20 protein-coding genes are annotated in these 24,337 nt (G+C 35.6%); 8 read left to right on the top strand and 12 right to left on the bottom strand.

The window, feature by feature from the left end:
* Positions 1–12: 12 nt before the first annotated feature.
* The 3 genes from ES675_RS11370 to uvrA form a co-directional block, all read right to left on the bottom strand.
* Positions 13–702 (bottom strand): LOG family protein, encoded by a 690-nt coding sequence (locus tag ES675_RS11370; RefSeq protein ID WP_066253027.1) that lies wholly within the window; start codon positions 700–702, stop codon positions 13–15.
* Between the two features lie 222 nt (positions 703–924).
* Positions 925–1,095 (bottom strand): lmo0937 family membrane protein, encoded by a 171-nt coding sequence (locus ES675_RS11365; RefSeq protein ID WP_148367455.1) that lies wholly within the window; start codon positions 1,093–1,095, stop codon positions 925–927.
* Between the two features lie 56 nt (positions 1,096–1,151).
* The gene (gene uvrA / locus ES675_RS11360) at positions 1,152–3,983 is read right to left on the bottom strand and encodes an excinuclease ABC subunit UvrA (RefSeq protein WP_066252903.1); all 2,832 of its coding nucleotides are present in this window, start codon (positions 3,981–3,983) and stop codon (positions 1,152–1,154) included.
* Positions 3,984–4,142: 159 nt separating this feature from the next.
* Between uvrA and ES675_RS11355 the strand changes: the two genes are divergently transcribed.
* Positions 4,143–4,667 (top strand): hypothetical protein, encoded by a 525-nt coding sequence (locus ES675_RS11355; RefSeq protein ID WP_066252905.1) that lies wholly within the window; start codon positions 4,143–4,145, stop codon positions 4,665–4,667.
* A gap of 304 nt (positions 4,668–4,971) precedes the next feature.
* Here the strand turns inward: ES675_RS11355 and ES675_RS11350 are convergent, their stop codons facing one another.
* The 4 genes from ES675_RS11350 to ES675_RS11335 form a co-directional block, all read right to left on the bottom strand.
* Positions 4,972–5,688: a hypothetical protein gene (locus ES675_RS11350; RefSeq protein WP_066252906.1), complete on the bottom strand. Its 717-nt coding sequence runs from the start codon at positions 5,686–5,688 to the stop codon at positions 4,972–4,974.
* Between the two features lie 6 nt (positions 5,689–5,694).
* On the bottom strand, positions 5,695–6,594 hold the full coding sequence (locus tag ES675_RS11345) for an ATP-grasp domain-containing protein (RefSeq protein WP_066252909.1): 900 nt from the start codon (positions 6,592–6,594) through the stop codon (positions 5,695–5,697).
* A gap of 309 nt (positions 6,595–6,903) precedes the next feature.
* Positions 6,904–8,601: a gamma-glutamyltransferase gene (ggt, locus tag ES675_RS11340; RefSeq protein ID WP_066253033.1), complete on the bottom strand. Its 1,698-nt coding sequence runs from the start codon at positions 8,599–8,601 to the stop codon at positions 6,904–6,906.
* Positions 8,602–8,608: 7 nt separating this feature from the next.
* Positions 8,609–9,208: an acyl carrier protein phosphodiesterase gene (locus ES675_RS11335; protein WP_066252912.1), complete on the bottom strand. Its 600-nt coding sequence runs from the start codon at positions 9,206–9,208 to the stop codon at positions 8,609–8,611.
* 73 nt (positions 9,209–9,281) lie between these two features.
* On the opposite strand from ES675_RS11335, the gene glmM reads away from it, so the two are divergent.
* Positions 9,282–10,670, top strand: a complete 1,389-nt coding sequence (gene glmM / locus ES675_RS11330; RefSeq protein ID WP_066253036.1) for a phosphoglucosamine mutase — start codon at positions 9,282–9,284, stop codon at positions 10,668–10,670.
* 25 nt (positions 10,671–10,695) lie between these two features.
* Entirely contained in the window at positions 10,696–12,210 is a 1,515-nt protein-coding gene (locus tag ES675_RS11325; RefSeq protein WP_066252914.1) for an aminotransferase class V-fold PLP-dependent enzyme, read from the top strand.
* Here the strand turns inward: ES675_RS11325 and ES675_RS11320 are convergent.
* Positions 12,207–13,100, bottom strand: a complete 894-nt coding sequence (locus ES675_RS11320; RefSeq protein WP_066252917.1) for a lysophospholipid acyltransferase family protein — start codon at positions 13,098–13,100, stop codon at positions 12,207–12,209. The genes ES675_RS11325 and ES675_RS11320 overlap by 4 nt on opposite strands.
* 62 nt (positions 13,101–13,162) lie before the next feature.
* Between ES675_RS11320 and ES675_RS11315 the strand changes: the two genes are divergently transcribed.
* The gene (locus ES675_RS11315; RefSeq protein WP_066252920.1) at positions 13,163–13,813 is read left to right on the top strand and encodes a rhomboid family intramembrane serine protease; all 651 of its coding nucleotides are present in this window, start codon (positions 13,163–13,165) and stop codon (positions 13,811–13,813) included.
* Positions 13,814–13,920: 107 nt separating this feature from the next.
* Here the strand turns inward: ES675_RS11315 and ES675_RS11310 are convergent, their stop codons facing one another.
* Positions 13,921–15,048: a TlpA disulfide reductase family protein gene (locus ES675_RS11310; RefSeq protein WP_066252921.1), complete on the bottom strand. Its 1,128-nt coding sequence runs from the start codon at positions 15,046–15,048 to the stop codon at positions 13,921–13,923.
* Between the two features lie 112 nt (positions 15,049–15,160).
* Between ES675_RS11310 and mnmE the strand changes: the two genes are divergently transcribed.
* Together mnmE and ES675_RS11300 are read left to right on the top strand one after the other, a co-directional pair.
* Entirely contained in the window at positions 15,161–16,552 is a 1,392-nt protein-coding gene (gene mnmE / locus ES675_RS11305; protein WP_066252923.1) for a tRNA uridine-5-carboxymethylaminomethyl(34) synthesis GTPase MnmE, read from the top strand.
* 297 nt (positions 16,553–16,849) lie between these two features.
* On the top strand, positions 16,850–17,239 hold the full coding sequence (locus ES675_RS11300; RefSeq protein ID WP_066252925.1) for a hypothetical protein: 390 nt from the start codon (positions 16,850–16,852) through the stop codon (positions 17,237–17,239).
* A 45-nt stretch (positions 17,240–17,284) separates the two neighbouring features.
* On the opposite strand, the gene ES675_RS11295 is transcribed toward ES675_RS11300, so the two are convergent.
* Entirely contained in the window at positions 17,285–18,991 is a 1,707-nt protein-coding gene (locus ES675_RS11295) for a potassium channel family protein (protein ID WP_066252927.1), read from the bottom strand.
* Between the two features lie 597 nt (positions 18,992–19,588).
* Here ES675_RS11295 and ES675_RS11290 point away from each other — a divergent pair.
* Together ES675_RS11290 and ES675_RS11285 are read left to right on the top strand one after the other, a co-directional pair.
* Positions 19,589–20,341 carry a hypothetical protein gene (locus tag ES675_RS11290; protein ID WP_066252928.1) on the top strand — a complete coding sequence of 251 codons (753 nt, stop codon included), beginning with the start codon at positions 19,589–19,591 and terminating at the stop codon, positions 20,339–20,341.
* A gap of 204 nt (positions 20,342–20,545) precedes the next feature.
* Complete coding sequence (locus ES675_RS11285) at positions 20,546–21,292, top strand: T9SS type A sorting domain-containing protein (protein ID WP_066252932.1); 747 nt, start codon at positions 20,546–20,548, stop codon at positions 21,290–21,292.
* A gap of 372 nt (positions 21,293–21,664) precedes the next feature.
* Here ES675_RS11285 and ES675_RS11280 read toward each other — a convergent pair whose 3' ends face one another.
* Entirely contained in the window at positions 21,665–22,963 is a 1,299-nt protein-coding gene (locus ES675_RS11280) for a BspA family leucine-rich repeat surface protein (protein WP_082985937.1), read from the bottom strand.
* A 642-nt stretch (positions 22,964–23,605) separates the two neighbouring features.
* Positions 23,606–24,307, bottom strand: coding sequence for a Crp/Fnr family transcriptional regulator (locus ES675_RS11275; protein WP_066252938.1), 702 nt, complete (start codon positions 24,305–24,307; stop codon positions 23,606–23,608).
* Positions 24,308–24,337 lie beyond the last annotated feature (30 nt).

Here is a 24,337-nt window from a genome sequence, read left to right as displayed (position 1 = left end):
TGCGAGACTTTTTTAGAAGTTAGGAGTCAATTCAGATTCCTTATAGAAACTGTCTAGAATTGGAATAACTTCATCAGCCGTATCAACGAGGTGAATTAAATCTAAATCATGAGCACTTACATTTGCAAAACCATCTAAAACGGTCGCCTTAATCCATTCCAATAATCCAGACCAGAAATCGGTTCCAACTAAAATAATCGGGAATTTTTCAATTTTATTCGTTTGAATAAGGGTAATGGCTTCAAATAATTCATCTAAAGTTCCAAAGCCACCAGGCATAACAACAAAGCCTTGTGAATATTTTACAAACATGACTTTCCGCACGAAGAAATAATCGAAATCTAAACTTTTATCAGAATCGATATATGGATTATCATGTTGCTCAAAAGGTAAATCAATATTTAAACCAACTGATGTTCCTCCTGCAATATGAGCACCTTTATTTCCAGCTTCCATAATTCCAGGTCCACCGCCAGTAATAACACCATAGCCATGTTCTACTATTTTACAAGCTACTTCTTCAGCTAATTTATAGTATTTATGATCTGGTTTTGTACGTGCAGATCCAAAAATAGAAACACATGGACCTATTTTACTTAACTTTTCATAACCATTTACAAATTCACCCATGATTTTAAAAATCGCCCAGGAATCGTTTGTTTTTACTTCATTCCAACGTTTATGGTGTTGTTCTTTTCTCATTTTTATTATAATTTTTTCTAATGTTGTCTTATTGAAATACTTGGAAAATGTAAATCCAGAAGCAAATTTAAGAGAAATAAGCACATTATTCATGCTTTATTTAAATCATTTCATTTTCAAGCTGCTAACTGAATTTTTTAATTCATTTATTTTTCAGATTACCGCATAAAAAAGACAAACCAAAATGATTCGTCTTTTAAAAAATACTCTAAATCTTTAGTTTTATCTCAAAGGACCACGTCCTGAAATAAGGTTGTACAATACTACAATTATGGCAATTACTAGTAGTATGTGAATTAAATTACCTGTAGGCATTCCAGATACAATTCCAAAAAATCCTAAAATCCAAATAACAATACAAATCACGGCTACAAGCCAAAGTAAACTTCTCATATTTTTAAATTTAAAGGGTTATCCTACTAAACTACTAAATAAAATTGAGATGTTTATTATTTTAATTCTTTTTTGAGAAATTGAGCAGTATAACTTTTCTTGTTTTTTATAAGTTCTTCAGGTGTGCCTTTGGCTATAATTTGGCCACCACCTTTTCCGCCTTCTGGACCAACATCAATAATATAGTCGACTGTTTTTATCACATCTAGATTGTGTTCAATGATTAAAACCGTATTTCCTTTATTGACCAATTTATTCAACACTTGCATTAAAACACGAATGTCTTCAAAATGTAGTCCTGTTGTGGGTTCATCTAAAATATAAAAGGTGTTTCCTGTATCGCGTTTGCTTAATTCGGTTGCTAATTTTATACGCTGCGCTTCACCACCAGAAAGTGTGGTACTTTGTTGGCCAAGGGTAATATAACCCAATCCAACATCCTGGATGGTTTTAACTTTTTTATGAATTTTAGGAATGTGTTCAAAGAAATTAACCGCTTCATTCATGGTCATATTCAACACATCGCTAATTGATTTTCCTTTGTATCTAATTTCTAATGTTTCCCGATTAAAACGCTTGCCTTGGCATGTTTCACATTCCACGTAGACGTCTGGAAGAAAATTCATTTCAATAACGCGTAAACCACCACCTTGACAGGTTTCACAGCGACCACCTTTAACATTAAAACTAAAACGTCCTGGTTTATAACCACGAATCATAGCTTCCGGAATTTTAGCAAACAGGCTTCTAATTTCACTAAAAACGCCTGTGTATGTGGCAGGATTACTTCGTGGTGTTCTACCAATTGGCGATTGGTTAATATCTATAACTTTATCAATATGCTCTAGACCCTTAATGCTTTTATATGGCATTGGTTTTTTAACACCATTAAAATAATAGGCATTCATAATCGGGTAGAGGGTTTCATTTATTAAAGTAGATTTTCCACTACCAGAAACACCTGTAACACCAACCATTTTACCCAATGGAATATCTATAGATACATTTTTTAAATTATTTCCCGTACAGCCTTTTAAAGAGAGTGTTTTACCATTTCCCTCACGACGTTTTTCAGGAATTTCAATCTCTTTCTTGCCGTTTAAATAATCGGCCGTTAAGGTATTATGTGTTTTTAGTTCAGCAGGTGTGCCAATACTAATAATTTCGCCACCATATTTCCCTGCTCGTGGACCAATATCAATCACATAATCGGCATGTTCTATCATATCCTTGTCGTGCTCTACCACAATTACGGAATTACCTATATCTCGTAACGCTAGTAGTGACTTAATCAGTTTTTCATTATCACGTTGGTGTAAACCTATACTCGGTTCATCTAAAATATATAATACGCCAACTAACTGCGAGCCGATTTGTGTAGCTAAACGAATCCGTTGCGCCTCACCACCTGAAAGCGATTTAGAACCTCTATTCAATGATAAATAATCTAAACCTACATCCAATAAAAATTGCGTTCGTGATGAAATTTCTTTAATTATCTCTTCGGAAATTTTAAGTTGTTTTTTAGATACATGTTTAGATAAATCCTTAAACCAAGCACCTAAATCTACAATGTCCTTATTTGCTAACTCCGCAATATTTAAACCATTTACTTTAAAATAAAGCGATTCTTTTCGCAGTCGTGCACCTTCACAAGTTGAACAAACCACCTTGTCCATATACTCTTTAGCCCAACGTTTTAAGGACGTTGTTTCGGCCGTGTTGTATTGGTTTTCTATGAAGTTAGCAACACCTTCAAAATCAATTTTATAATCTCTGGTAACGCCTAATGTTTTATTTTCAACTTCAAACTTTTCATTTCCGCCATATAAAATCATCTGTTTGGCAGCATCAGGAATATCTTTATACGCATCATTTAATGAAAAATTATAGCGTTGTGCAATGGTTTCAAATTGCTTGAAAATCCAACTGTTTTTTTGAGGACCATGTGGCACCAAAGCACCAGCTTTTATAGATAAGGAATCGTCCGGAATAATTTTATTTTCGTTCACCTGATACAAGGTTCCAATACCATTACACGTCGGACAAGCACCTTTTGGCGAATTGAATGAAAAATTATTAGGTTCTGGATTTGGATATGAAATTCCTGAACTCGGACACATTAAATTTCGACTAAAATAGCGTGCTTCTTGGGTGTCTTGATCAATAACCATCAGAACATCTTCACCATGATACATGGCTGTATTGATGGTTTCAGTTAGGCGTTTATCATTATCTGCTGTGGCATCAATTTTAAGCCTATCTATCACAATTTCAATGTCGTGATTTTTATATCGATCCAGTTTCATGCCTTTAACAATATCCCGAATTTCGCCATCCGTCCGAACTTTTACAAACCCTTGTTTACCAATTTGCTCAAACAATTCGCGATAATGCCCTTTTCTTGAACGCACCACAGGCGCCAAAATATTTATACGTTTACCATTAAAGGTTTCAATAATCAGTTCTTTTATCTGCTCATCATTATAACTCACCATTTTTTCGCCTGTGTTATAACTGTAGGCATCACTAGCTCTGGCGTATAATAATCGTAAAAAATCGTAAATTTCAGTTATGGTTCCAACAGTAGATCGTGGCGATTTACTAGTCGTTTTTTGCTCAATGGCAATAACTGGCGAAAGTCCATCAATTTTATCCACATCAGGACGTTCCAGTCCACCTAAAAATTGACGTGCATAGGCTGAAAATGTTTCAATATAGCGTCGTTGTCCTTCGGCATAAATAGTGTCAAAAGCCAATGATGATTTGCCACTACCAGACAAACCCGTAATAACAACCAGTTTTTCTCTTGGAATGGAAACATCTATATTTTTTAGGTTGTGAACGCGTGCGCCTTGAACCTCAATTGTATCTTCAAATTTACTCATAGCATTGTAAAGGTTGCAAAGGTACAATTTTAGTTCTTATTTTTTTGTGAAGTTTACAGTCAGAATTGTTATTATTGTAATTGAAAAGTGATTATATAAAGGGCCGTGAGATTGTTGTTTTTATGTCATTATTTTCGATCTAAATTAAAAATACAACTTATGAATATACTAGGAATAAGCTCCAGAATTGATCACCCCGAATTTGGAAAAGGTGTGGTAACCAACGTCACCTCCAAACATTACTGGGTAACCTTTATAGAAAGTGGTTTAGAAACTATTGACATTAACTCGGAATTTGACGTGATTGAAGCAGCCATAGACGATGTAGACACCGTTAGTTTTGCCGAAGTAGAAAGCAGCTTGGTGCAAATTTTAAAGCGTTGGAGTGATGCTAGTGAAGTGGTTCATATTTCGGATAAATGGAAAGGCGGAAAACTCATTCTAGAACCTGGAGATACCAGTTTAAAATCGAGTGAAGTGCCAATAGATGCCTTTTTCCATAAGATTACCATGGTTCGTGATAGATTGCGTGTTATGGAGCAAAAAATAAATTCGAGCAATTTAGAGGAACAAGAGAAAATAGATTTACAGCAATACATTACTAGAAGTTATGGTAGTTTAACATCGTTTAATGTGCTGTTTAAGTTGAAAGAACAACAGTTTGTTGGTCAGCGTTCAAAATAGAATCTATGGTTCAAGGTTTCAAGTTTAAAATTCAAAGTTTCAGGTTCAAAATATTCTCGATACAAATTTTACACTTTCCAAGTGTGAAATTCACTCCTACCAATGGCAGGCAGGCAGGCAGGCAAGTTGACGACCGTAATTTTTATATAGTAACTCGTTAGTTCGAGTGATTTTGAGGAACGAAAAATTGTATTGAGAACTATATCCGTTTATCTATTTAGTTTGAAACAAAATTGCATCAAACTTTATTCAAGATTCAAAGTAACAGATATTTATTTTAAACTGAACACTGAACATTACAAACTCATTCCCTCCCAATTATATCATCCATTTTTATGCCTAAAAATAGCATCTCATGAAAGATTGGAAGTATGGCGCCACTTTCGGTTGTTGTCCAATCGTTCCAGGAAGCTTCTAGTCCGCCAATAGGTAGGATGTCTACCCACATTCTGAATTTTATGGGTTTGTTGTTGGCATCCAAAACCCATAAATACGAATCACCAGGTGTTGTGCCACCAGATGTGTAGGTAATTAACAGCGCATCTTGATTATTTTTCCATTTAACCAAACGTCTTTCCGTTCCAGGATCAAATATTTTATAAGGTGCTACTAACCAAAAAGAATCGTTATTAAAATAGGTAAGCGCTGTTTCTATATGTTCTACGGCTTGTTCGCCTTTTACTTCAAAATTATGGACGTAGGCTTTGCTTAAACTTGGGTTATCTAAATTTAGATCAACTTTGTAATCTTTCCAATGAACCAGACAGGTGTTTTCATCTTTTTTCCATTTGTAATGGTGTTTGTTTTTAAACGTCCATTCTATATAATTGGTTTCTAAAAAGGCATCATGATTTAGTGCTTTTAGCATATTATGAGCCAGCGCTTCTGCTTGAGGACCTTGTTTTCCAATTGGTAGGTCTTCATTGTATTTAAAATAAACGAAACCAAAAAAGAGTAAACTGGGTAAAGTGAAAAAGATTATTATGCCAACTACTATTTTAAGAGTTTTCTTCGGTTTCATAAACAATTATTTTAAGTGCAATGCAATGTGTTTGGCGAGTATTTTAGCCGCTTTAGAATCATTTCTGAACCATAATTCGGGTTCTATAAGTTCCAGTTCGGATACAGCTAATTGATTTGCGTTATCAGTAAATATATCAACTCTGGCATAAATAGGCAATTCTGGACACGCTTTTGTTGCGTTTATAGCGAATGCTATTTGGTCATCAGTTGGTGTGTAAGGGATTACCCTTCCGCCAAAATCATCTTGTACACGAAAATCGCCAGCCTTGGCTTGTTTTAAAACAGCATGACTATATACACCATTGAAAACGATGAGAGACATTTCGCCTTGCGTAACAATGTTCTGTTGAAAGGGTTGAAGCATCATACGTTCTTGTTGAATTAATTCTGTAAAAATGGTTTCATGTTCATGTCTATTTTCAAACGTTAATTTATAAGTATGTCTGGCAGAACCTGAAACACATGGTTTTAAAACGGTTTCTTGCCAGTTTAATTGTTGGTGTATTTTGGCTAAAGTCGTTTTTGTACCTGTTTCTATAAAAAAGGATTCCGCAACATGAATGCCTTTTGCTTTTAAATCCAATAAGTAATACTTGTCAATATTCCAACGAATTAGTTTTTCAGAGTTCAACAACCGCGTTTTTGTTGAAACCATAGCTAGCCATTTTGAAAATTCTGGAAAGCGATCAAAATAATCCCAAGTCGTTCTAAACAGTACCGCTTTGGTATCTGACCAATTGAAATTAGGATCATCCCAAGCTAAACGGGTGACTTTTAAGCTTTCTGCTTGTAGTGCTTCTTGTACCAGAAAATCTTCATAAAACACGTTGTGTTTATATGTGTTAGTTTCAGAATCTTCTAAATACCGTTTGTCTGTAAGTATGACGATGTCAAAGACTTTCATTAAAAAAAATGATTATTATTATTTAATCAAATATAACATTCAAAAACAAATTATCTTTTCTTTTTACATCGCCTAAAAAAGAAACAAATCTGCCTGTCCGGCAGGCAGGCAGCCTAAAATTTTACGATAATTACTCATGCATGTTTATTTGCTTTGGTATTCGTGAATCTTCGAATTCATTTCAAATTTTCAAGATAAATTTTCGATAGGCCGATTGGGAGTTTATAAAAATGCCGTTTTAAATATTAAATCCAAGGATATAAATAAATATTAAGGTACAAGTGAAACGGAAAATGTTTATGAGCGGAATTAAAATCCAACAGCTGTATCGTCACCTCTGTGGTCTGCACCACCTTCTAATGTAGTATCATCAAGGACCAAAATACCATCTACTTTTCCAATTACTGGCGAGCGCGTTTCATTAATGGTGTAGCCTTTAGCAATTAATTGCTTCATGATTTCCGTATCAAAACCATTGGGTTCCATTCTGATATAATCTGGTAGCCATTGGTGGTGAAAACGAGGTGCATCTACGGCATCTTGCATGGACATATTAAATTCTTCTACATTCAATATGGTTTGCAAAACCGATGTGATAATGGTTGAACCTCCTGGTGTTCCTAAAGTCATGAGTAGTTTTCCGTTTTTCTCAACAATAGTTGGTGTCATAGAGCTTAACATGCGCTTTTCTGGCACAATACTATTGGCTTCCGCACCCGTTAAACCAAACATATTTGGCACACCTGATTTGCTGCTAAAATCATCCATTTCATTATTCAAGAAAAACCCAAGTTCCGAACAAAATAAATAGGAACCATAGGTGCCATTTAAGGTGGTGGTAACGGCAATGGCATTTCCAAATTGATCGACAATGGAATAATGTGTGGTTTCATCACTTTCTATAAACTCTATGTTTCCACGGGAAACATCACTTGACAAAGTTGCTTTTTCAAATGAAAAATCGCTCATACGTTTTTGAAGGTATTTATCACTTAGTAAAGTTTCAGTGGGAATATTCACAAAATCAGGATCGCCTAAAAAATAATTTCTATCTGCATAGGCACGGCGTTCCGCTTCAGCAAGTACTTGAATGGTTTTTAGGGAATTATGACCAAATTCTTTTAGGTTAAAAGGTTCAATCATTTTCATAATTTGAGCCAAGCAAATGCCACCACTTGATGGTGGTGCCATGGAAATAACGTTAATGTCTTTATATTTAAACGAAACGGGTTTACGCCATTTAGCTTCATATTTAGCCAAATCTTCTATTGTGATGATGCCACCTTTTATAGATAAATAATTGACTAGGATTTGAGCCGTTTCACCCTTATAAAATTCATCTTTACCATTTAAAGCGATGCGTTCAAGCGTATTTGCGAGTTGTTTGTTTTTTAATGTGTCGCCAGCTTTGGTGTTTTTTGAATACAGAATTTCTTTACCATTTACAGCTCTAAAAATACTGTCGTAATAATTAATACCGTTTTGCTGTTTTTCAGTTATTGCATAGCCATTTTTAGCCAAGTCAATAACCGGTTGTAAAATGTCTTTTACTGATAATTTACCAAATTTCCGTTGTGCTTCAAAAACACCAGCAACAGTACCAGGAACACCAACAGCCATTTCGCCTATAATACTTTTGTTTGGAATAACGTTTCCTAAAGAATCCAGATACATGTTTTTTGTGGCAGCTAAGGGAGCCTTTTCTCTATAATCTAATGCGCCAGTTTCTCCAGAGTTTAACCTGTAAACCATAAAACCACCACCACCTAAATTTCCAGCGGAAGGGAAGCAAACGGCCAGTGCCATTTCAGTTGCCATCATGGCATCAAAAACGTTTCCGCCTTTTTTTAGAATGTCACTACCAATTTTTGAAGCTTCTTTTCTAGCAGAAACCACCATAGCCTTTCGGGTTATTAACCCACGATTCTGAATTTTTTCTGGTGTTTCTGGATTGTTCTTACAAGACCAAAAAAGAGAAATAACGAGTAGGAGTATTAAACGGTTCATCATCATATTATGTAATAGTATTGGAAAGGGTTTGTAATTTTTCAGCAGCAAAAACGCGTAATTCTTCAAAGAATAAGGTGAATTCTTCTTCAAATTCATCGTAATATTTTACGAGCTCGTGTGTGGCTTCGTTCATTTTAGACTTGTATTTCGTACGTCTGTTCATACCCTCTAAAACGCTTTGAACACCATCAATTTCAGCATAACTCAACAACCAATTACCAGATATCATATGAGGTAACATGTGTTGTGTTCTCTCTGGTAAAACATCAAAATTATCTTGTAATAATGTATAAAAACTCTGGACATAATCGACTAAAGGTTCGTCTGAATAATGCGCCCAGTTTTTGGCCAGAAAATGATCATATAGAATATCGACAATCACACCACTGTAATGACTGTAATTTTCGTGGAGCCTTTTAGTACTTTGTCTTACAATGGGATGTGCATCTGTAAAGGTGTCAATTTCCCGATGTAATAAAATGCCAATTTGAATTTCTCGTGGATATTTTTTGTACTGTTTACCACGAATACCGTCAGCCATAAAATTTCCTATGGATACATTTTTATAATTGAAAGAAAGATAAATATGTGCTAAAAAGTTCATGTTTCGAATTTACAAATTCATAGGAAAGAAAACGCATAGAAAACTTATATTTGTTGAAAATAAACATAAAAATATGACACTTATAAAATCTATTTCAGGAATCAGAGGAACCATTGGTGGAGCAGTAGGCGACAATTTAACGCCTATTGACGCGGTGAAATTTGCTTCTGCTTACGGAGTTTGGTTAAAAGGACAATATAAAAAAGATAATTATCGGGTAGTGGTTGGGCGTGATGCGCGAATTTCTGGTGAAATGATCCAGAATTTAGTCATGAACACACTCGTAGGACTTGGGATTCATGTTATTGATTTAGGCCTTTCTACCACACCAACAGTTGAGGTTGCTGTACCTATGGAACATGCTGATGGTGGCATTATTTTAACGGCCAGCCATAATCCAAAAGAATGGAATGCTTTAAAACTTTTGAATAATAAAGGTGAATTTTTAAATGGCGAAGAAGGTGCTAAAATTCTTGCTATTGCTGAAAGTGATGCTATGAGTTTTTCCGATGTAGATAGTTTGGGGAAAATAACGAAAAATGATGCTTATATCGACTTACATATTGATGCCGTTTTAGATTTAAAATTGGTAAACAAATCGGCTATAGAAAAAACGAATTTTAAAGTGGTGGTTGATGGTGTAAACTCCACAGGAGGAATTGCCATTCCATTATTATTAGAACGTTTGGGCGTAGAATGTGTTAAATTATATTGTGATCCAACGGGTCATTTTCCTCATAATCCAGAACCTTTAAAGGAACATTTAACTGATTTATCTGAAGCCGTTGTTAAAGAACACGCGGATTTTGGAATTGTTGTTGATCCGGATGTGGATCGTTTAGCTTTTGTGGACGAAACCGGTAATATGTTTGGCGAAGAATATACTCTAGTAGCTTGTGCAGACTATGTATTAAGTGAAACACCAGGAAATACCGTTAGTAATATGAGTTCCACTCGTGCCTTGCGTGATATTACCGAAAAACATGGTGGAACTTATGAAGCCAGTGCAGTAGGTGAGGTTAATGTCGTGGAGTTGATGAAGAAAAACAATGCTGTAATTGGTGGTGAAGGTAATGGTGGTATTATTTACCCAGAATCTCATTATGGACGTGATGCCTTGGTTGGTGTGGCCTTGTTTTTAAGTTTGCTAGCAGATAAAAAAATGTCAGTCAGTGCTTTGCGTGCTAGTTATCCGAATTATTTTATGAGCAAAAAGAAAATAGCCTTAACACCAGAATTGGATGTGGACGCTATTTTAAAAGCCATGGAAGCAAAATATAGCCATGAACGGGTTACGACGATTGATGGTGTGAAAATTGATTTTGAAGATAGTTGGGTGCATTTACGTAAAAGTAATACTGAACCTATTATTCGTGTATATACAGAAGCACCATCACAGGAAGCAGCTGACACACTCGCTGATAAAGTCATAGCAGAAATTAAGGCTGTCGCTAATAATTAGTACCTTTGCCATATAATAAATACGCATGATTACGACAAAAATATCTTCAGAAGTTCAAACGGATTTAGAAACCTATTTTGGTCAGTTTAGAAAGCACATTATTGGTGTAGATCAAACGTTTGAATCGCCTTACGGTTCTCAAAAAATTATCTATACGGATTGGACTGCGTCCGGCCGTTTATACCAACCGATTGAAGAAAGAATCAGCCATGTTTTTGGGCCTTATGTTGCCAATACACATACCGAAACAACGGTTTCAGGAACCGCTATGACCAAAGCCTATCATGAAGCCAAACATATTATTAAAGCGCATGTAAATGCGCATGATGATGATGTGCTGATTGTTTCAGGTAACGGCATGACAGGCGTAGTGAATAAATTTCAGCGTATTTTAGGATTAAAAGTTCCTGAAAATTTAAAGGAGCACACCATTGTTCCTGAAGCTATGTGTCCCGTGGTTTTTATTTCGCACATGGAACATCATTCTAATCAAACGACGTGGTTGGAAACTATTGCTAAAGTGGTGGTTATTCCACCAGCAGAAGATGGTTTGTTTAGTTTGGAGAATTTAGAAAAAGCATTGATAGAGCATCAAGATTGCACCATTAAAATTGCCTCTGTTATTGGTGGTTCTAATGTAACCGGTATTCAAAACCCACATCATGATATTGCGCAAATGATGCATAAACATGGCGGCGTTTGCTTTGTAGATTTTGCCTGTTCAGCACCTTATGTTGCTATTGATATGCATCCCGAAGATGAAACCAAGGCTTTGGATGCGGTATTCTTTTCACCACACAAATTTTTAGGAGGACCCGGTTCTTCTGGTGTACTTATTTTCAATAAGAAATTATATAAAAATATGATTCCAGATTGTCCTGGTGGCGGAACTGTTAGTTGGACAAATCCTTGGGGAGATCATAAATATATTGATAATATTGAAGATCGTGAAGATGGTGGAACACCTGGTTTTTTACAAGCCATAAAAACAGCACTTGCTATTAAACTAAAAGAGCAAATGGGTGTTGATAATATGCTAGAACGCGAACATGAGATTCTAAAAATCGTTTTTAAGGAATTAGGAACGCTTCCTAACTTACACATTCTTGCTGGTCAGCATGAGAATCGTTTGGGTGTCATTTCTTTTTATATCGATAACTTACATTTCAATTTAGGTGTAAAATTATTGAATGATAAATTTGGTGTGCAAACACGAGGAGGGTGCAGTTGTGCAGGAACGTACGGACATTTTCTACTGCATGTAGATCAAAAAACATCTAATGAATTGACACAAGAAATATCATTAGGTGAATTAACGCGTAAACCAGGTTGGATACGTATGTCTATTCATCCTACGACTACCAATGCCGAAGTGCAGTTTGTATGCGATAGCATTAAAGCACTAGCCAAAAACCATATAGCTTGGGCTGTTGATTATGAGTATAACAAAACGAACAATGAGTTTGTCCATAAGTCGTTAGTAGATTCTGAAACAGATGATATGGATACCATGGTTTCTAGTTGGTTCCAATTATCTTAAGATTTGTAGTCAGCAGGAACTTTATCACGATGTTTCCAACGCTTATGTGTCCATAAGTAAAATTCAGGTGCTTCGTTAATTTGTTCTTCTACTAAATCCAAGAACTTATCTGTAATTTCGTAATCTGGATAATCATTTGGGTGATACGCCAGGGTTTTAAACGTGGTTTCATAATAACCGCGTTTTAGTTTTTTAACACCAAAGAATACCACAGACATATCGAGCTTTTTCGCTAACATTTCGGCTCCAGTATGAACCGGAACGGTAATACCCATAAATTCATTCCAATGAAATGCTTTTTCTGCTTTAGGTGATTGATCTGAAACAAAGCCACAAATGGTTATTTTCCCTTCGCGTTTAGATTGCATTAAAACAGGAATACTTTCTTTGGTTGTAATCAGGTGACTGTTATACTTCGCACGAATACGTTTTACGAGTCTATCAAAATACGTGTTGGCAAGGCGTTTGTAAATAGCATATCCTTTAACATTCATATAGGTTTGAAGAATAAAAATCCATTCCCAACTTCCGTAATGCGCGCACATAAGTGCCACACTTCTATTTTCTTCTTCTAGTTTTTGAATAAGTTCCACATTAGAAAATGTGAAGCGTTTTTTCATTTGGGCTTCAGAAATTGTCATGGATTTGATGGATTCCATAACCATATCACATAAATGATGGTAGAATTTTTTCCGAATTCGGTTTAATTCAGCGTCTGATTTATTGGGAAATGCCAGTTTCAAGTTCTCTTTAACTACCTTTTTTCTGTAGCCAATAATGTGGTAGATTAAAACAAATAAACCATCGGAAACCGCGTATAATAATCGGAAGGGTAAGATGGAAACCAACCACAAAATGGGATAAATGAGAATATAAGCAAGAAGTTGCATGAAATAATTTTAGATTTGCAGTTACAAAGATATGTTATATTCTTTTTAAACGTTTAAAATTTATGGGTGATTTAAGTATAGTAACCATGGTAATTATTGCTGCCAATGCGCTAATATCATTTAAAGGGTTTAGTGATTATTCCTTTTTTGAAAAATACAAATTCAATGTTGGCGGTATTATCAGAGGTGAAAAAATACGCATGGTGACATCTGGCTTTTTACATGTGGATACGGCGCATTTATTTTTTAATATGTTTTCCTTATACTTTTTTGCCGATGTGGTTATTGCTTATTTAGGAAGTTTTCAGTTTTTAATTGTTTATTTAGGAAGCTTGCTGTTAGGGAATTTACTGTCCTTATACTTTCATAAAAACGAATACCATTACAGTGCTGTTGGTGCTAGTGGCGCCGTTATGGGGGTTATTTATTCGGCTATATTATTGCAGCCAGGTATGAGTTTATATTTATTTTTTATTCCCATTCCTATTCCAGCTTATATTTTTGGTATTGGGTATTTATTGTATTCCATTTATGGGATGAAAAATAGAGTGGGTAATATTGGTCACGATGCCCATTTTGGAGGTGCTATTGGTGGCTATGTGATTACGTTAATTCTGGCTACTTGGTTATTTGAAAAGAATTTACTGATGATTGGTTTATTAGCGCTGCCTATTATTTTGTTGTTCGTTTTGAAGAAATTAGGGAAGATTTAAATTAAGAATTAAGCGTTAAGAGGAAAGAACGTGGACTAAAAAGATATCAATTTTGAGTAAAAAAAAGCCTTCCAGTTAAGAAAGGCTTTTATAATATGTTGTGGTATTTAATCTAAAAGCTCGGCCATTTTAGCTTCTAAAGCCGGACCTCTTAAGTTTTTAGCAATAATCTTTCCATCAGCATCTAATATAAACGTTGCTGGAATAGATTGGATGTTATATTGTTTGGCAACAGGATCGTTAAAATAATTTAAGTTAGACACTTGGTGCCACGTTAAACCATCCTTTTCAATAGCTGTTAACCATTCACCTTTAGCATCTTTTTGTCTTGGGTTACCATCTAAAGACACACCAATAATTTCAAGACCTTTTTCGTGATACTTTTCGTAAACCTTTACCACATTTGGGTTTTCTTTTCTACAAGGTCCACACCAAGCTGCCCAAAAATCAATAATTGTTACTTTTCCTCTAATGTCCTTTAAAGCTATCATTTCGCCATCAGGATTAGGAGCAGTAAATTCAGGAGCCATACTTCCAATAGCTGTAGCCATGGAGCTATTTAGCAAGTCGTTAATACTTTTACCAATACGGCTGTTTTTAACAGGCTCGGTGAAATTATCATATAATTCTTTTGCTTCAATGGTTTCTATACCCTTCGTTTGAATAAGGTTTTCAAGTATAGCAGCACTTGTTACTACATCATTATGTTTTTTAATAGCCTCTAGGTTTTCCTTGTTGCCATCATCAACAATTTTCTGAAATTCAGATTGAATTGCTGTCATTCTTACCGTATCACCAGCTGTTCTTGCAGCCACAAATTCCTGTCCCATTGTTTGGTTTTTTGCTCTAATAGGATCCGAGATATTTTTAAACAATTTAAAAATATCATTTTCATGACTCCCTGAAACAACAGACGTTTGTAAGCTGTCCTTATAAAACTGAATTGAAATCTCTTCATTTTCTAATACAAGTGGTACGCCACCAGGAACACCTTCAATAGTTAGTAAATATAAATCTGGAGATTCAACTTTACCTGTAAACGTTGCTTTTCCATCTTTAATTACCGTGGAATCAGAAAACGTGATATTATTTAAATCGGCATTTTGCAATCTCATTGTTTTTCCTTCTACGGATTTATCAATAGAACCGGTTAGTACATAACCTTCTTTAGTTTCTTCATTCTTACAAGACGCTACAAGAATAATTAAAGATAGTAGCATGAGTTTTTTAATCATTTTCAATGTTTTTTAGTTTGTGCAAATATAGTGGAATGTTAAAATATATTTGTTAAGAATTCGCTAATATCTAGGTGTGTGTTTTCTGTGGTGATTTTAGTACTTTTGTAGCATGAATCAAAACGATACTATTGTTGCACTTGCTACGCCTTCGGGAGCTGGTGCTATTGCTGTTATAAGACTATCAGGCGCAGATGCTATTGCTATTGCTGATAGCTGTTTTCAGTCGGTTTCGAAATCGAAAACCCTTTCAAAGCAGAAAACGCATACCATTCATTTAGGCCATATTGTTGATGATACACGGGACATTGATGAGGTTTTAGTGTCTGTTTTTAAAAACCCCAATTCCTATACAGGCGAAAATGTGGTAGAAATATCCTGCCATGGTTCCAATTATATTCAGCAGCAAATTATACAGTTATTTTTACGAAATGGCTGCAGAATGGCAGATGCTGGCGAGTTTACCCTGCGTGCGTTTTTAAATGGGAAACTGGATTTAAGTCAAGCCGAAGCCGTAGCCGATTTAATTTCCAGTGATACTGAAGCATCTCACCAAATTGCTATGCAGCAAATGCGTGGTGGTTTTTCAAGTGAAATTGCCAAGCTTCGTGAAGAGCTTTTAAACTTTGCCTCTTTAATAGAATTGGAACTGGATTTTGCTGAAGAAGATGTGGAATTTGCTGATAGAACCCAATTTAAAGAGCTGATAGAGCGCATTACTTTTGTATTGAAACGCTTAATAGATTCATTTGCGGTTGGAAACGTGATTAAAAACGGGATTCCTGTTGCTATTGTTGGTGAACCCAATGTTGGTAAATCTACCTTACTGAATGCTTTATTAAATGAAGAACGTGCTATTGTTAGTGAAATTGCCGGAACCACACGTGATACGATTGAAGACGAAATAAGTATTGGAGGCATGGGTTTCCGCTTTATTGATACCGCGGGAATCCGTGATACCAAAGATGTGGTAGAAAGTATTGGGATTAAAAAAACCTTTGAAAAAATAGAACAAGCGCAAGTAGTAATTTACTTATTTGATGCTGGGCAGTTTAAAGTTCAGGGGTCCAAATTTCAGGTGGAGTTGGAGAAAATTAAGAATAAATACCCTTTAAAAGCATTACTTGTTATTGCCAATAAGATTGATAAGATTGACGATATGGACCTGGCGGAACTCCAAAAAGCCATTCCCAACGTACAGCTGCTATCGGCAAAAAGTGGTTTTGGTGTAGAACAACTTACCAATTCCTTATTAAATTTAGTAAATACGGGCGCCTTACGTAATAACGAAACCATTATTACCAACACGAGACATTATGATGCCTTGCTCAAAGCGTTTGAAGACATTCAGAAAGTTAAATATGGTTTGGATTCCGGATTGTCTGGCGACTTAATGGCTATTGATATTCGGGAGGCTTTATACCACTTCGGGTTGATTACTGGAAGTGTGACTAATGATGAATTGTTAGGTAATATTTTTGCTAATTTTTGTATCGGGAAGTAGAGTTCTAAATTAATACACTACAAAAATCAGATTGCTTTTCATCGGGAATAATAAGTGGCATTTTTTGTTTTCATTATTATATTCCTGTACGGATGAAACAACGCTATAAGAAAACGAGTTTAATTAGCTTGAAAAAAGATTCATATAAATATTGATGGGAAACTGTCATCACAAAATAATCATCTATTTTTAAAAGCATGAGCACTATTGGTTATTTCTTATTAAACGGATCATAAGGTTTTGGTTTATAAATGTTATTTTTGAATCCTAACAACTGTTATCCTACAATTTTAGTTTATGACCTATCAAGATATGTTTGTCCTTTTTTGGAATCAAGTAACCGAAAGTATTCAAGAAGAGCGCTTTGCGAAATTAACCATGGCAAAAACCATCGGTAAACCGAATTTGAAAAACATTTTTGTTAGACCTATTTACTCAAAAGATGACTTTAAGGTGTTAGTGAAATTGCGCTATGCTTCTAAAGAAACGGAAGATGTGGAAAAAACACTTTCTATAGAAGAAACGTTTGAGATTGTAAAACAGCACCTTAAAACACCTTTTTCAACCGTGCTTTTGTTTACCACCACAAAAGATGTCACTTTCAAAATTAATAAGAAAGGTGCTGGCAGTATTACCGAAAACGCACCTACGTTTCGGGACGTAACCCAAGCTAAAAATGATTCTTAAATAACTTGATATTGCTTACCTATTAATTGGACTTTAAAATGGTTATCAAGCACCGTTAACATATATTTTATTGAAATTCTGTTTCATGTCTATATTTCCAAGCATGACTATTTCAGCACCATGTGGAAGTATTGTTTTTGCGGATAATAAGGTAACCACTTCAGCGTTTTCTTTTATGGCAATAACAGATAATCCCGTTTTAGCGCCTATACCGGATTCTTCAAGCGTTTTACCTTCTAATGACTTTGGAATGGGGATAATAAATAAGGTGAAACCTTCACCCAAAACGGTTAGTTCCTGGCCTTTGGAAATAGATAAAACCGCTTCAGAGCCCAATGTTGAGTAACTCAATACAAAATCGGCTCCTGCTTTTTGCATAATATCAATATTCCGAGCTTCCGATATACGGCTCACGATTCGGACGTCCTTATTGAGTTGGCGACAATAGGAGGCTAGATAAATATTCATTGTATCGTCATGGGTTGTCAGTAATACCGAAGGTGCTTCTAAAATCCCTGCTTTTTTTAATAATTGATAATCTGCGGCATCACCAATGAATACCTCATTGCAAAACGGACTTACTTTTTTGCATATTTCTGGATCCTTATCAATAACATTCACTAAAACACCATTTTTATGCAAAGATTGTGCGGCCGCCAATCCAACCTTGCCTGCTCCAATGAGCAGTACAGGATTTGGGTTCACATTATAATCTAAAAACAGCTCGTCAATTTTATTAAGTTGTTCTTTATTTCCTATAATAACAAGAACGCTATCGTGTGTTAATATTTCATCTCCTTTTATAGGTTGCAATCTCCCGCGTTCCCAGATGCCTACAATGCTCACTCCGAATTTTTGTCTTAAGCCTATATCGCCAATAATTTTAGAAACTAAAGGTGTATTGTGGATGGGCAATTCAGCAATTAATAGATCCTCATATTGCCCGATGGCATGAGATTCTGCATGCTGCGTGTTGACCCTATTGGCTAATTGTTCGCCTAGCCATTTTTTTACTGGTAACACATGGTCAGCGCCACTTAATTGTTGTACATCCACAGAATCTATATCCGTGGCTATGGCCACAATGGGTATGTTAGGCGCCATGTCTCTTATAGTCAGTATTATTTTGGTGTTTAAAATATCATTTCTATTGACCAAAACCATTTTCGCATTCTTAATGTTGGCAGCCAAAAAGGTTTTCTCGTCATCCAACTCGCCAAATAGTATTGAAACCTGATCATCATGATTTTTTATTGCTTTTTCTAGATTGCTTTCAACTACAAAATACGGAATGTTATCCTGCTTAAGACGCTCGATAAGGTCTCTAGCTATAATATCATACGAACATATTAGGATGTGATCCTTTGTTTCAGCAGGTACTTGACGCAAAACTTTATTATTCTTTTTGGACTCTAAAAGCGGTATATAGAAGTGTCTAATAAATGCAAACGGTAGCACAATCATTAACATGAAAATACCAGAAAGCAAAACGACAATACTAAAAAGACGACCGAGGTCGGAGGCAAAGGTAATATCTCCAAATCCCAGCGTGCTCATAACCGTAAGTGTCCAATAAAAACCGGTTATCCAGGAATGATTTTGGCCTTCAAATGCCATTATAAAATGGAAAAGAATAGAATACACTACGATGACAATTCCTAAAAGCGCTAAATATTTAAGGAGGACCTTGTAGTTATTTTTAAAGTCTCTGTCGTTCATATAAAAGGCTAACTGACTGCCGATAAATTTCATAATCTTTAATTTTAAAAAAGGTTTGCTTTAGATTCTTAAACCCCATAATTAATGTTATGGTTTAGCTCATCTTGAAGCGTATTTCAAAGATACTATTCTAATGGTGCAAAGATGCGTCTTTTCCGTAAAAAAGGGACAGCAATTGATAATCTTTAAAACACGTTTGACGCACTGTTGATGACCGTAAATGAGAAAATTGAACACGTGCAAGTGGTGATTTACTTATATGATGTTGAATAGTTCAAGGGTCAAGGTTTATGGTTTAAGGTTCTACGTCTTATCTGATGGGTATATGGCTTGCTATAACCTTGTTTTATGCTTGGTTTAAGGCTGCTATAACCACGCTATAACCTTTATTTTTAATTTGTTATCTTTATTATAGTGAAGAGTGAAGAGTGAAGAGTGGAAAGTGAAAAGTGAAGAGTGAAAAGTGGAAAGTGGAAAGTGGAAAGTGGAAAGTGGAAAGTGGAAAGTGGAAAGTGAAGAGTGGAAAGTGAAGAGTGAAGAGTGGAAAGTGAAAAGTGAAAAGTGAAGCGTGAAATGTGATTGCTGATTAGAAACGTTATTCGGATGTTATTCATTTAAAATTGACATATTATGGCAAAGCAAAAAGGTATTATTCCATTGGTTGGGACGATTGGTGGGATTAATTTTTATTATTTGAATGGGAAACCTGTGGCGCGTGAAGCGGGTGGTGGGTTTAATGGCACGGCAATAAAAACCAAAGCTAGTATGCGGCGGGTACGTGAAAATGGAAGCGAGTTTGGACATTGTTCACGCGTAAATAAAGCCTATCGTATGGCGTTACGGCCGTTTTATACCCAGCATAAGTTTACGTTTTTTCATAGCCGGTTGATGACCATGTTTACCCAATTAAAAGCTTTGGACACTATTAATGCGCGTGGTGAACGGCGCGTTGCAAACGGTTTAACGACGGATTTGGGCCAGCAATTGCTTCAAGATTTTAACTATACACCCGATTGTGTGCTGCAACAGGTATTGCCTTTTTCGTTTTCTATGGATTGGGGAACTCATACAGTAGTTTTTCCTAAATTTAATATGACGCAGGTGTCTTTTATTCCGGGTGCTACCCATATTGCCTTGCAGTTTGGGGTTTTGGATTTTAATTTTGAGACGTTGGCTTCTCATTTGCATTTGGCGGCACCTGTGGTTTTGGCTAAAGATTTTTCTGGTACTTCCTTGAGTTTGACACCTACCAGTCTGCCGAGTGGTTTGGGTTTGCAGGTAGCGGTTTTAGGCGTGCGGTATTACCAAGAGGTTGATGGGCTTATGTATTTGCTACATGCCCGGAATGGTGTTGGGATTGGAGTGTTGGAAGTAAACCCATAAATGCCCAAAGGGGACTTTTGAAATTGAAATTGAAGTTGATTGTTTATTATAAGGTTTCGGTTTTTAGGTTGTGTTATTTTTGTATTTATTTTATAGCTATTATAATTTTAAAAAAACTGCTGATTTATTGTGAATTAAAATTGTTGGAAATTTTATTTAATATTAAATTTGCATCAATTTTTTTAACCCTAATAAAACCTACTTATGAAAAAAATTACTTTTTTAGCAGCTTTGCTATGCGTAACATTAAGCTATGCGCAATCTTTTACAGAAAACTTTGATACTAATACAGGTATTACTACCAGTATGACTAAAACCCTTCAGGGTGTTTCGTTTACCTTTAGTTTTACAAGTGATGGTGATGGCGGTGATTTTGCTTGGGAAAATGCTTATGGCCTTGGTAATTCAGCGTCTATTAATGTGTTATCAGGTGCTGCGAATTTTGGCACTACTGAAAAAGTGACCATTAAAAGAACGGATGGTGCCGAGTTTACTTTTAGCAGTATTTTTATTAATAATACGAATGCCGCTACGGTATCTATAGGTGGCTATGTGGCTGATGTTTTAGTTGGAAGTACACAAACGGTTGCAACAGGAACTGAAGCTACCTTAACGTTTGGTGATATTCAAGTGGATGAAGTCCGGTTGACATCGACTGATTTTTATAATGTTAATATGGATGCGTTTACAGGTAATTTAAACACGTTAGGCCTTGATAGCTATGCGCTAGCCCCAAGTAAGGTGTTTGTTAGTCCGAATCCGGTACATCAAGAGCTTCAGGTATCTGGATTGCCAGATGCTGAACAGTACACTATTTACAATGCTTTAGGGCAGGCTGTAAAAACGGGTCGTTTTGGAAATGGCTCAAGTATTTTATTAGAACCCCTGCAAGCTGGTGTTTATTTTTTACAGGCAGATAACAACCAAGCTATCCGTTTTATTAAGTTGTAATAGCTGCATGTGAGTTTATATTAATGCCCAGCCAATTTATTTGGTTGGGTTTTTTTTGTTGGATTTTTAGATTTTTGGGTTTTCTCGTAAAGGTGGAGCGCTGGAAAGTTGCATTGCTGTTAAGTTGTTTTCTGCCTAGCGACAGACAGGGTTGTGGAGTTTTTTTATTTGTTGAGTACATTAAAAATTAGGCTTTTAGGTGCAAAAAAAAAGTCCTACCGAAGCAGGACTGAATATTTTGTTAATGTATTAAAATCAAGTAGGGTTGTAGTTTTTGTTCAGCTTGTACACATTATACATGCTAATTATTTATTGAACATGTTACAATTCCTGGCGTTTGCATCTATTGTTGCCTTACGACGTTTATTTGTTTTATAAACAGAAGCCCCATCTTGGTTTATTGCTATTTGTTAATGCACTGTTGTTGGCAAATCCAGTAGGTTCTGACGGAATATGTATGACACACCAATTGGTTAGATTTTGGTTAAAATTGGTTGCACGTGAAAACATATAATCCATATTGGTGACACGGCTTACTTGCCAGTTGTGCATATTCCCATTATAAACGCTAGCACCACTAAACATGTTATTCATTTTTGTTACTAGACCAACATTCCATGCATTTAGATTCTGATTAAAGGAGGTGGCATCCGTAAACATACCTGACATATCTGTTACTTGACTTACATTCCAGTTGCCAATGTCGCTGTTAAAGTTACCGGCGCCACGAAACATATGATACATATTCGTTACACTGCCCACATTCCAATTGCTTATATTTCCGTGAAATGCGTTAGTTTCCCAAAACATATAGCTCATATCTGTTACGTTGCTCACATTCCAGTTGTTTAAATCTCCATTAAAGTTGACGCTACTATAGAACATTTGATTCATGGCGGTTACACTGCTCACATCCCAGTCGCTTATATTACCGTTAAAGGCATTGGTGTCCCGAAACATGCCAAACATAGTTGTTACACTGCTTACATTCCAGTTGCTGATGTTTCCGTTAAAAATAGTCGCTTTTGAAAACATGGAACTCATATCCGTTACATTACTCACATCCCAACTGTTTAAGTCTCGGTTAAAGCTGGATGCCTTGTAAAACATTAAGCTCATATTGGTTACAGAGCTTACATCCCAATGACTAATGTCTCCGTTAAAGTTGGTGTCGTCCATAAATAATTCAGACATATCCGTAATTCCGGTGGTACAGGTGGTTTCGGCATTTTCAGGTGTAATTTGGTCGGCGGTACGTTTGGTGTAGGTAATTCCATTTACAACACCTGAATTGCCCACGGCAGCGTCTGGAGCCAGTACCGTTACGCCGTTTTCTGCGAGATAGAATAGGCTTCTTTCAAAGACTGCCGTTACGGTTTTCGTGGCATTTACAGTAAGTTGCATAGGGTTTGCGGTTCCCGTAATATTGCCTTGCCATTCTTTAAATTGCCAACCGGCAGCAGGTATGGCTGTTATATTAATTTGTTGGTCTTTTTCAAATTCTCCGCTTTGTGGGGTTACGGTTCCACCATTACTTGGGGACGCATTTATAGATACCTGATATTTTATTTTTGCAATGGCAACGTCGTCGTCACTACTGCAACTGGCAAAGGCAGTACCTATTACTAATAAGATTATTAATGCTTTGACATGTAATTGTAAGGTTTTCATGGGTGTTTTTTTATTGGTTCATACTAAATTAAGTGATAAAGATTTTGGGTTGCGGCAAACAAAAGCCCGACCGTGTTTAGGTTTTTTTGGTGTTTGAAAATGGTACTTTACTTGATTTATGATATTAGAAGGGAAAGGTTAACAAAAACTATAGCTATAATTTTTAAACCTTTTTATGGGAGCACTTTTTGGACTAGATAATATTAAATAATCGTTTGAAATTTAGTGATTGCAGTAGCTTATCATCGGTTTTAAGTATGGATATAAACATGTTTGGGCAGCTACTTTACTACTATTGCGCATATTTTAAGTGAAGTATGAGGTCCACTATTATGATCTTAATCTATAACTAAAAATATGACCATTATACCGTTAGGTTAAAGTGGTTATTGTAAGACCTAGTTTTAAAATAAGAAAGCCACATTAAAATTTCTAAACTTCTGTTAAAGAAAATTGGGCGTTATTAAAGATTTTGCATTAGTAGTCCAAACCGAAAGGAAATAGTCTGGTTTATGCGTTGTATGAGCTGACCTAAGAGGAACGGGATATTGTAGCGACTAGTTAAAAAGTAGTTTTGTTTAAAGGCGATACATATTTTGCTGAAGTTTGTTTTTTTGTGATTTAAAAATGGTGTGGTAGGCTTTATTCCATAAGATTACTTTCCATATTTAATAATTGCTGTATTTGTTCTGTGCTTTTTATATAGATAACCCTTTTATTTATTGTAATTATTCCTTCATCTTTAAACTGTTTGAGACTTCTTCCTAAACTTTCAGGAGAGGTACCAATAATGTTTGCTAAATCTTCTCGAGTTAAATCGATACCGCCCTTTTTATCATGTTTTTGGAAGCGGTTTTCCAGAATAAGTAAATTAATAGCCAAGCGGGCATTTAAATTTTTTTGGGCAAGTACTGTAATGATATTGGCAAGTACCCCAAACTCATGTCCTATATTTTTTATAAACGTGCGTTGCAGAGCAGGAATATCAAGCAATAATTGAAAAAATGCCTCTTTAGCAATAAAATTAACTTCCAGATCCTCTAAGGCTTCGCACGAATCTTGATAGCGTTCCTCTCCAAATAAGGCATGATATCCTAGCACATCACCTGTTGCGTAGATATAAAAAATTTGTTCGGATCCAGAAAAACCGCGTTTAAATTTTTTAGCCTTTCCTTTCTTAATCTGAAAGATGCCTGTTGGCACTCCTTCTTCATAAAATAACAGACTCCCTTTTTTTATGATTAAAGGTTCCATAGCATCAGAGACCATTTTTTTTTCATGAGTTGTTAATGCGTCAAAAAGCAGTCCACTTTGAAAATCAAATTGCGAATAGAATTTTTTCATCTGTCAAATATATAATAAATAACAATTAAA

This window comes from Algorimicrobium algoritergicola, assembly GCF_008086165.1.
Taxonomy (GTDB): Bacteria; Bacteroidota; Bacteroidia; order Flavobacteriales; family Flavobacteriaceae; genus Algorimicrobium; species Algorimicrobium algoritergicola.
This window is presented reverse-complemented; position numbering and strand designations above follow the sequence as displayed.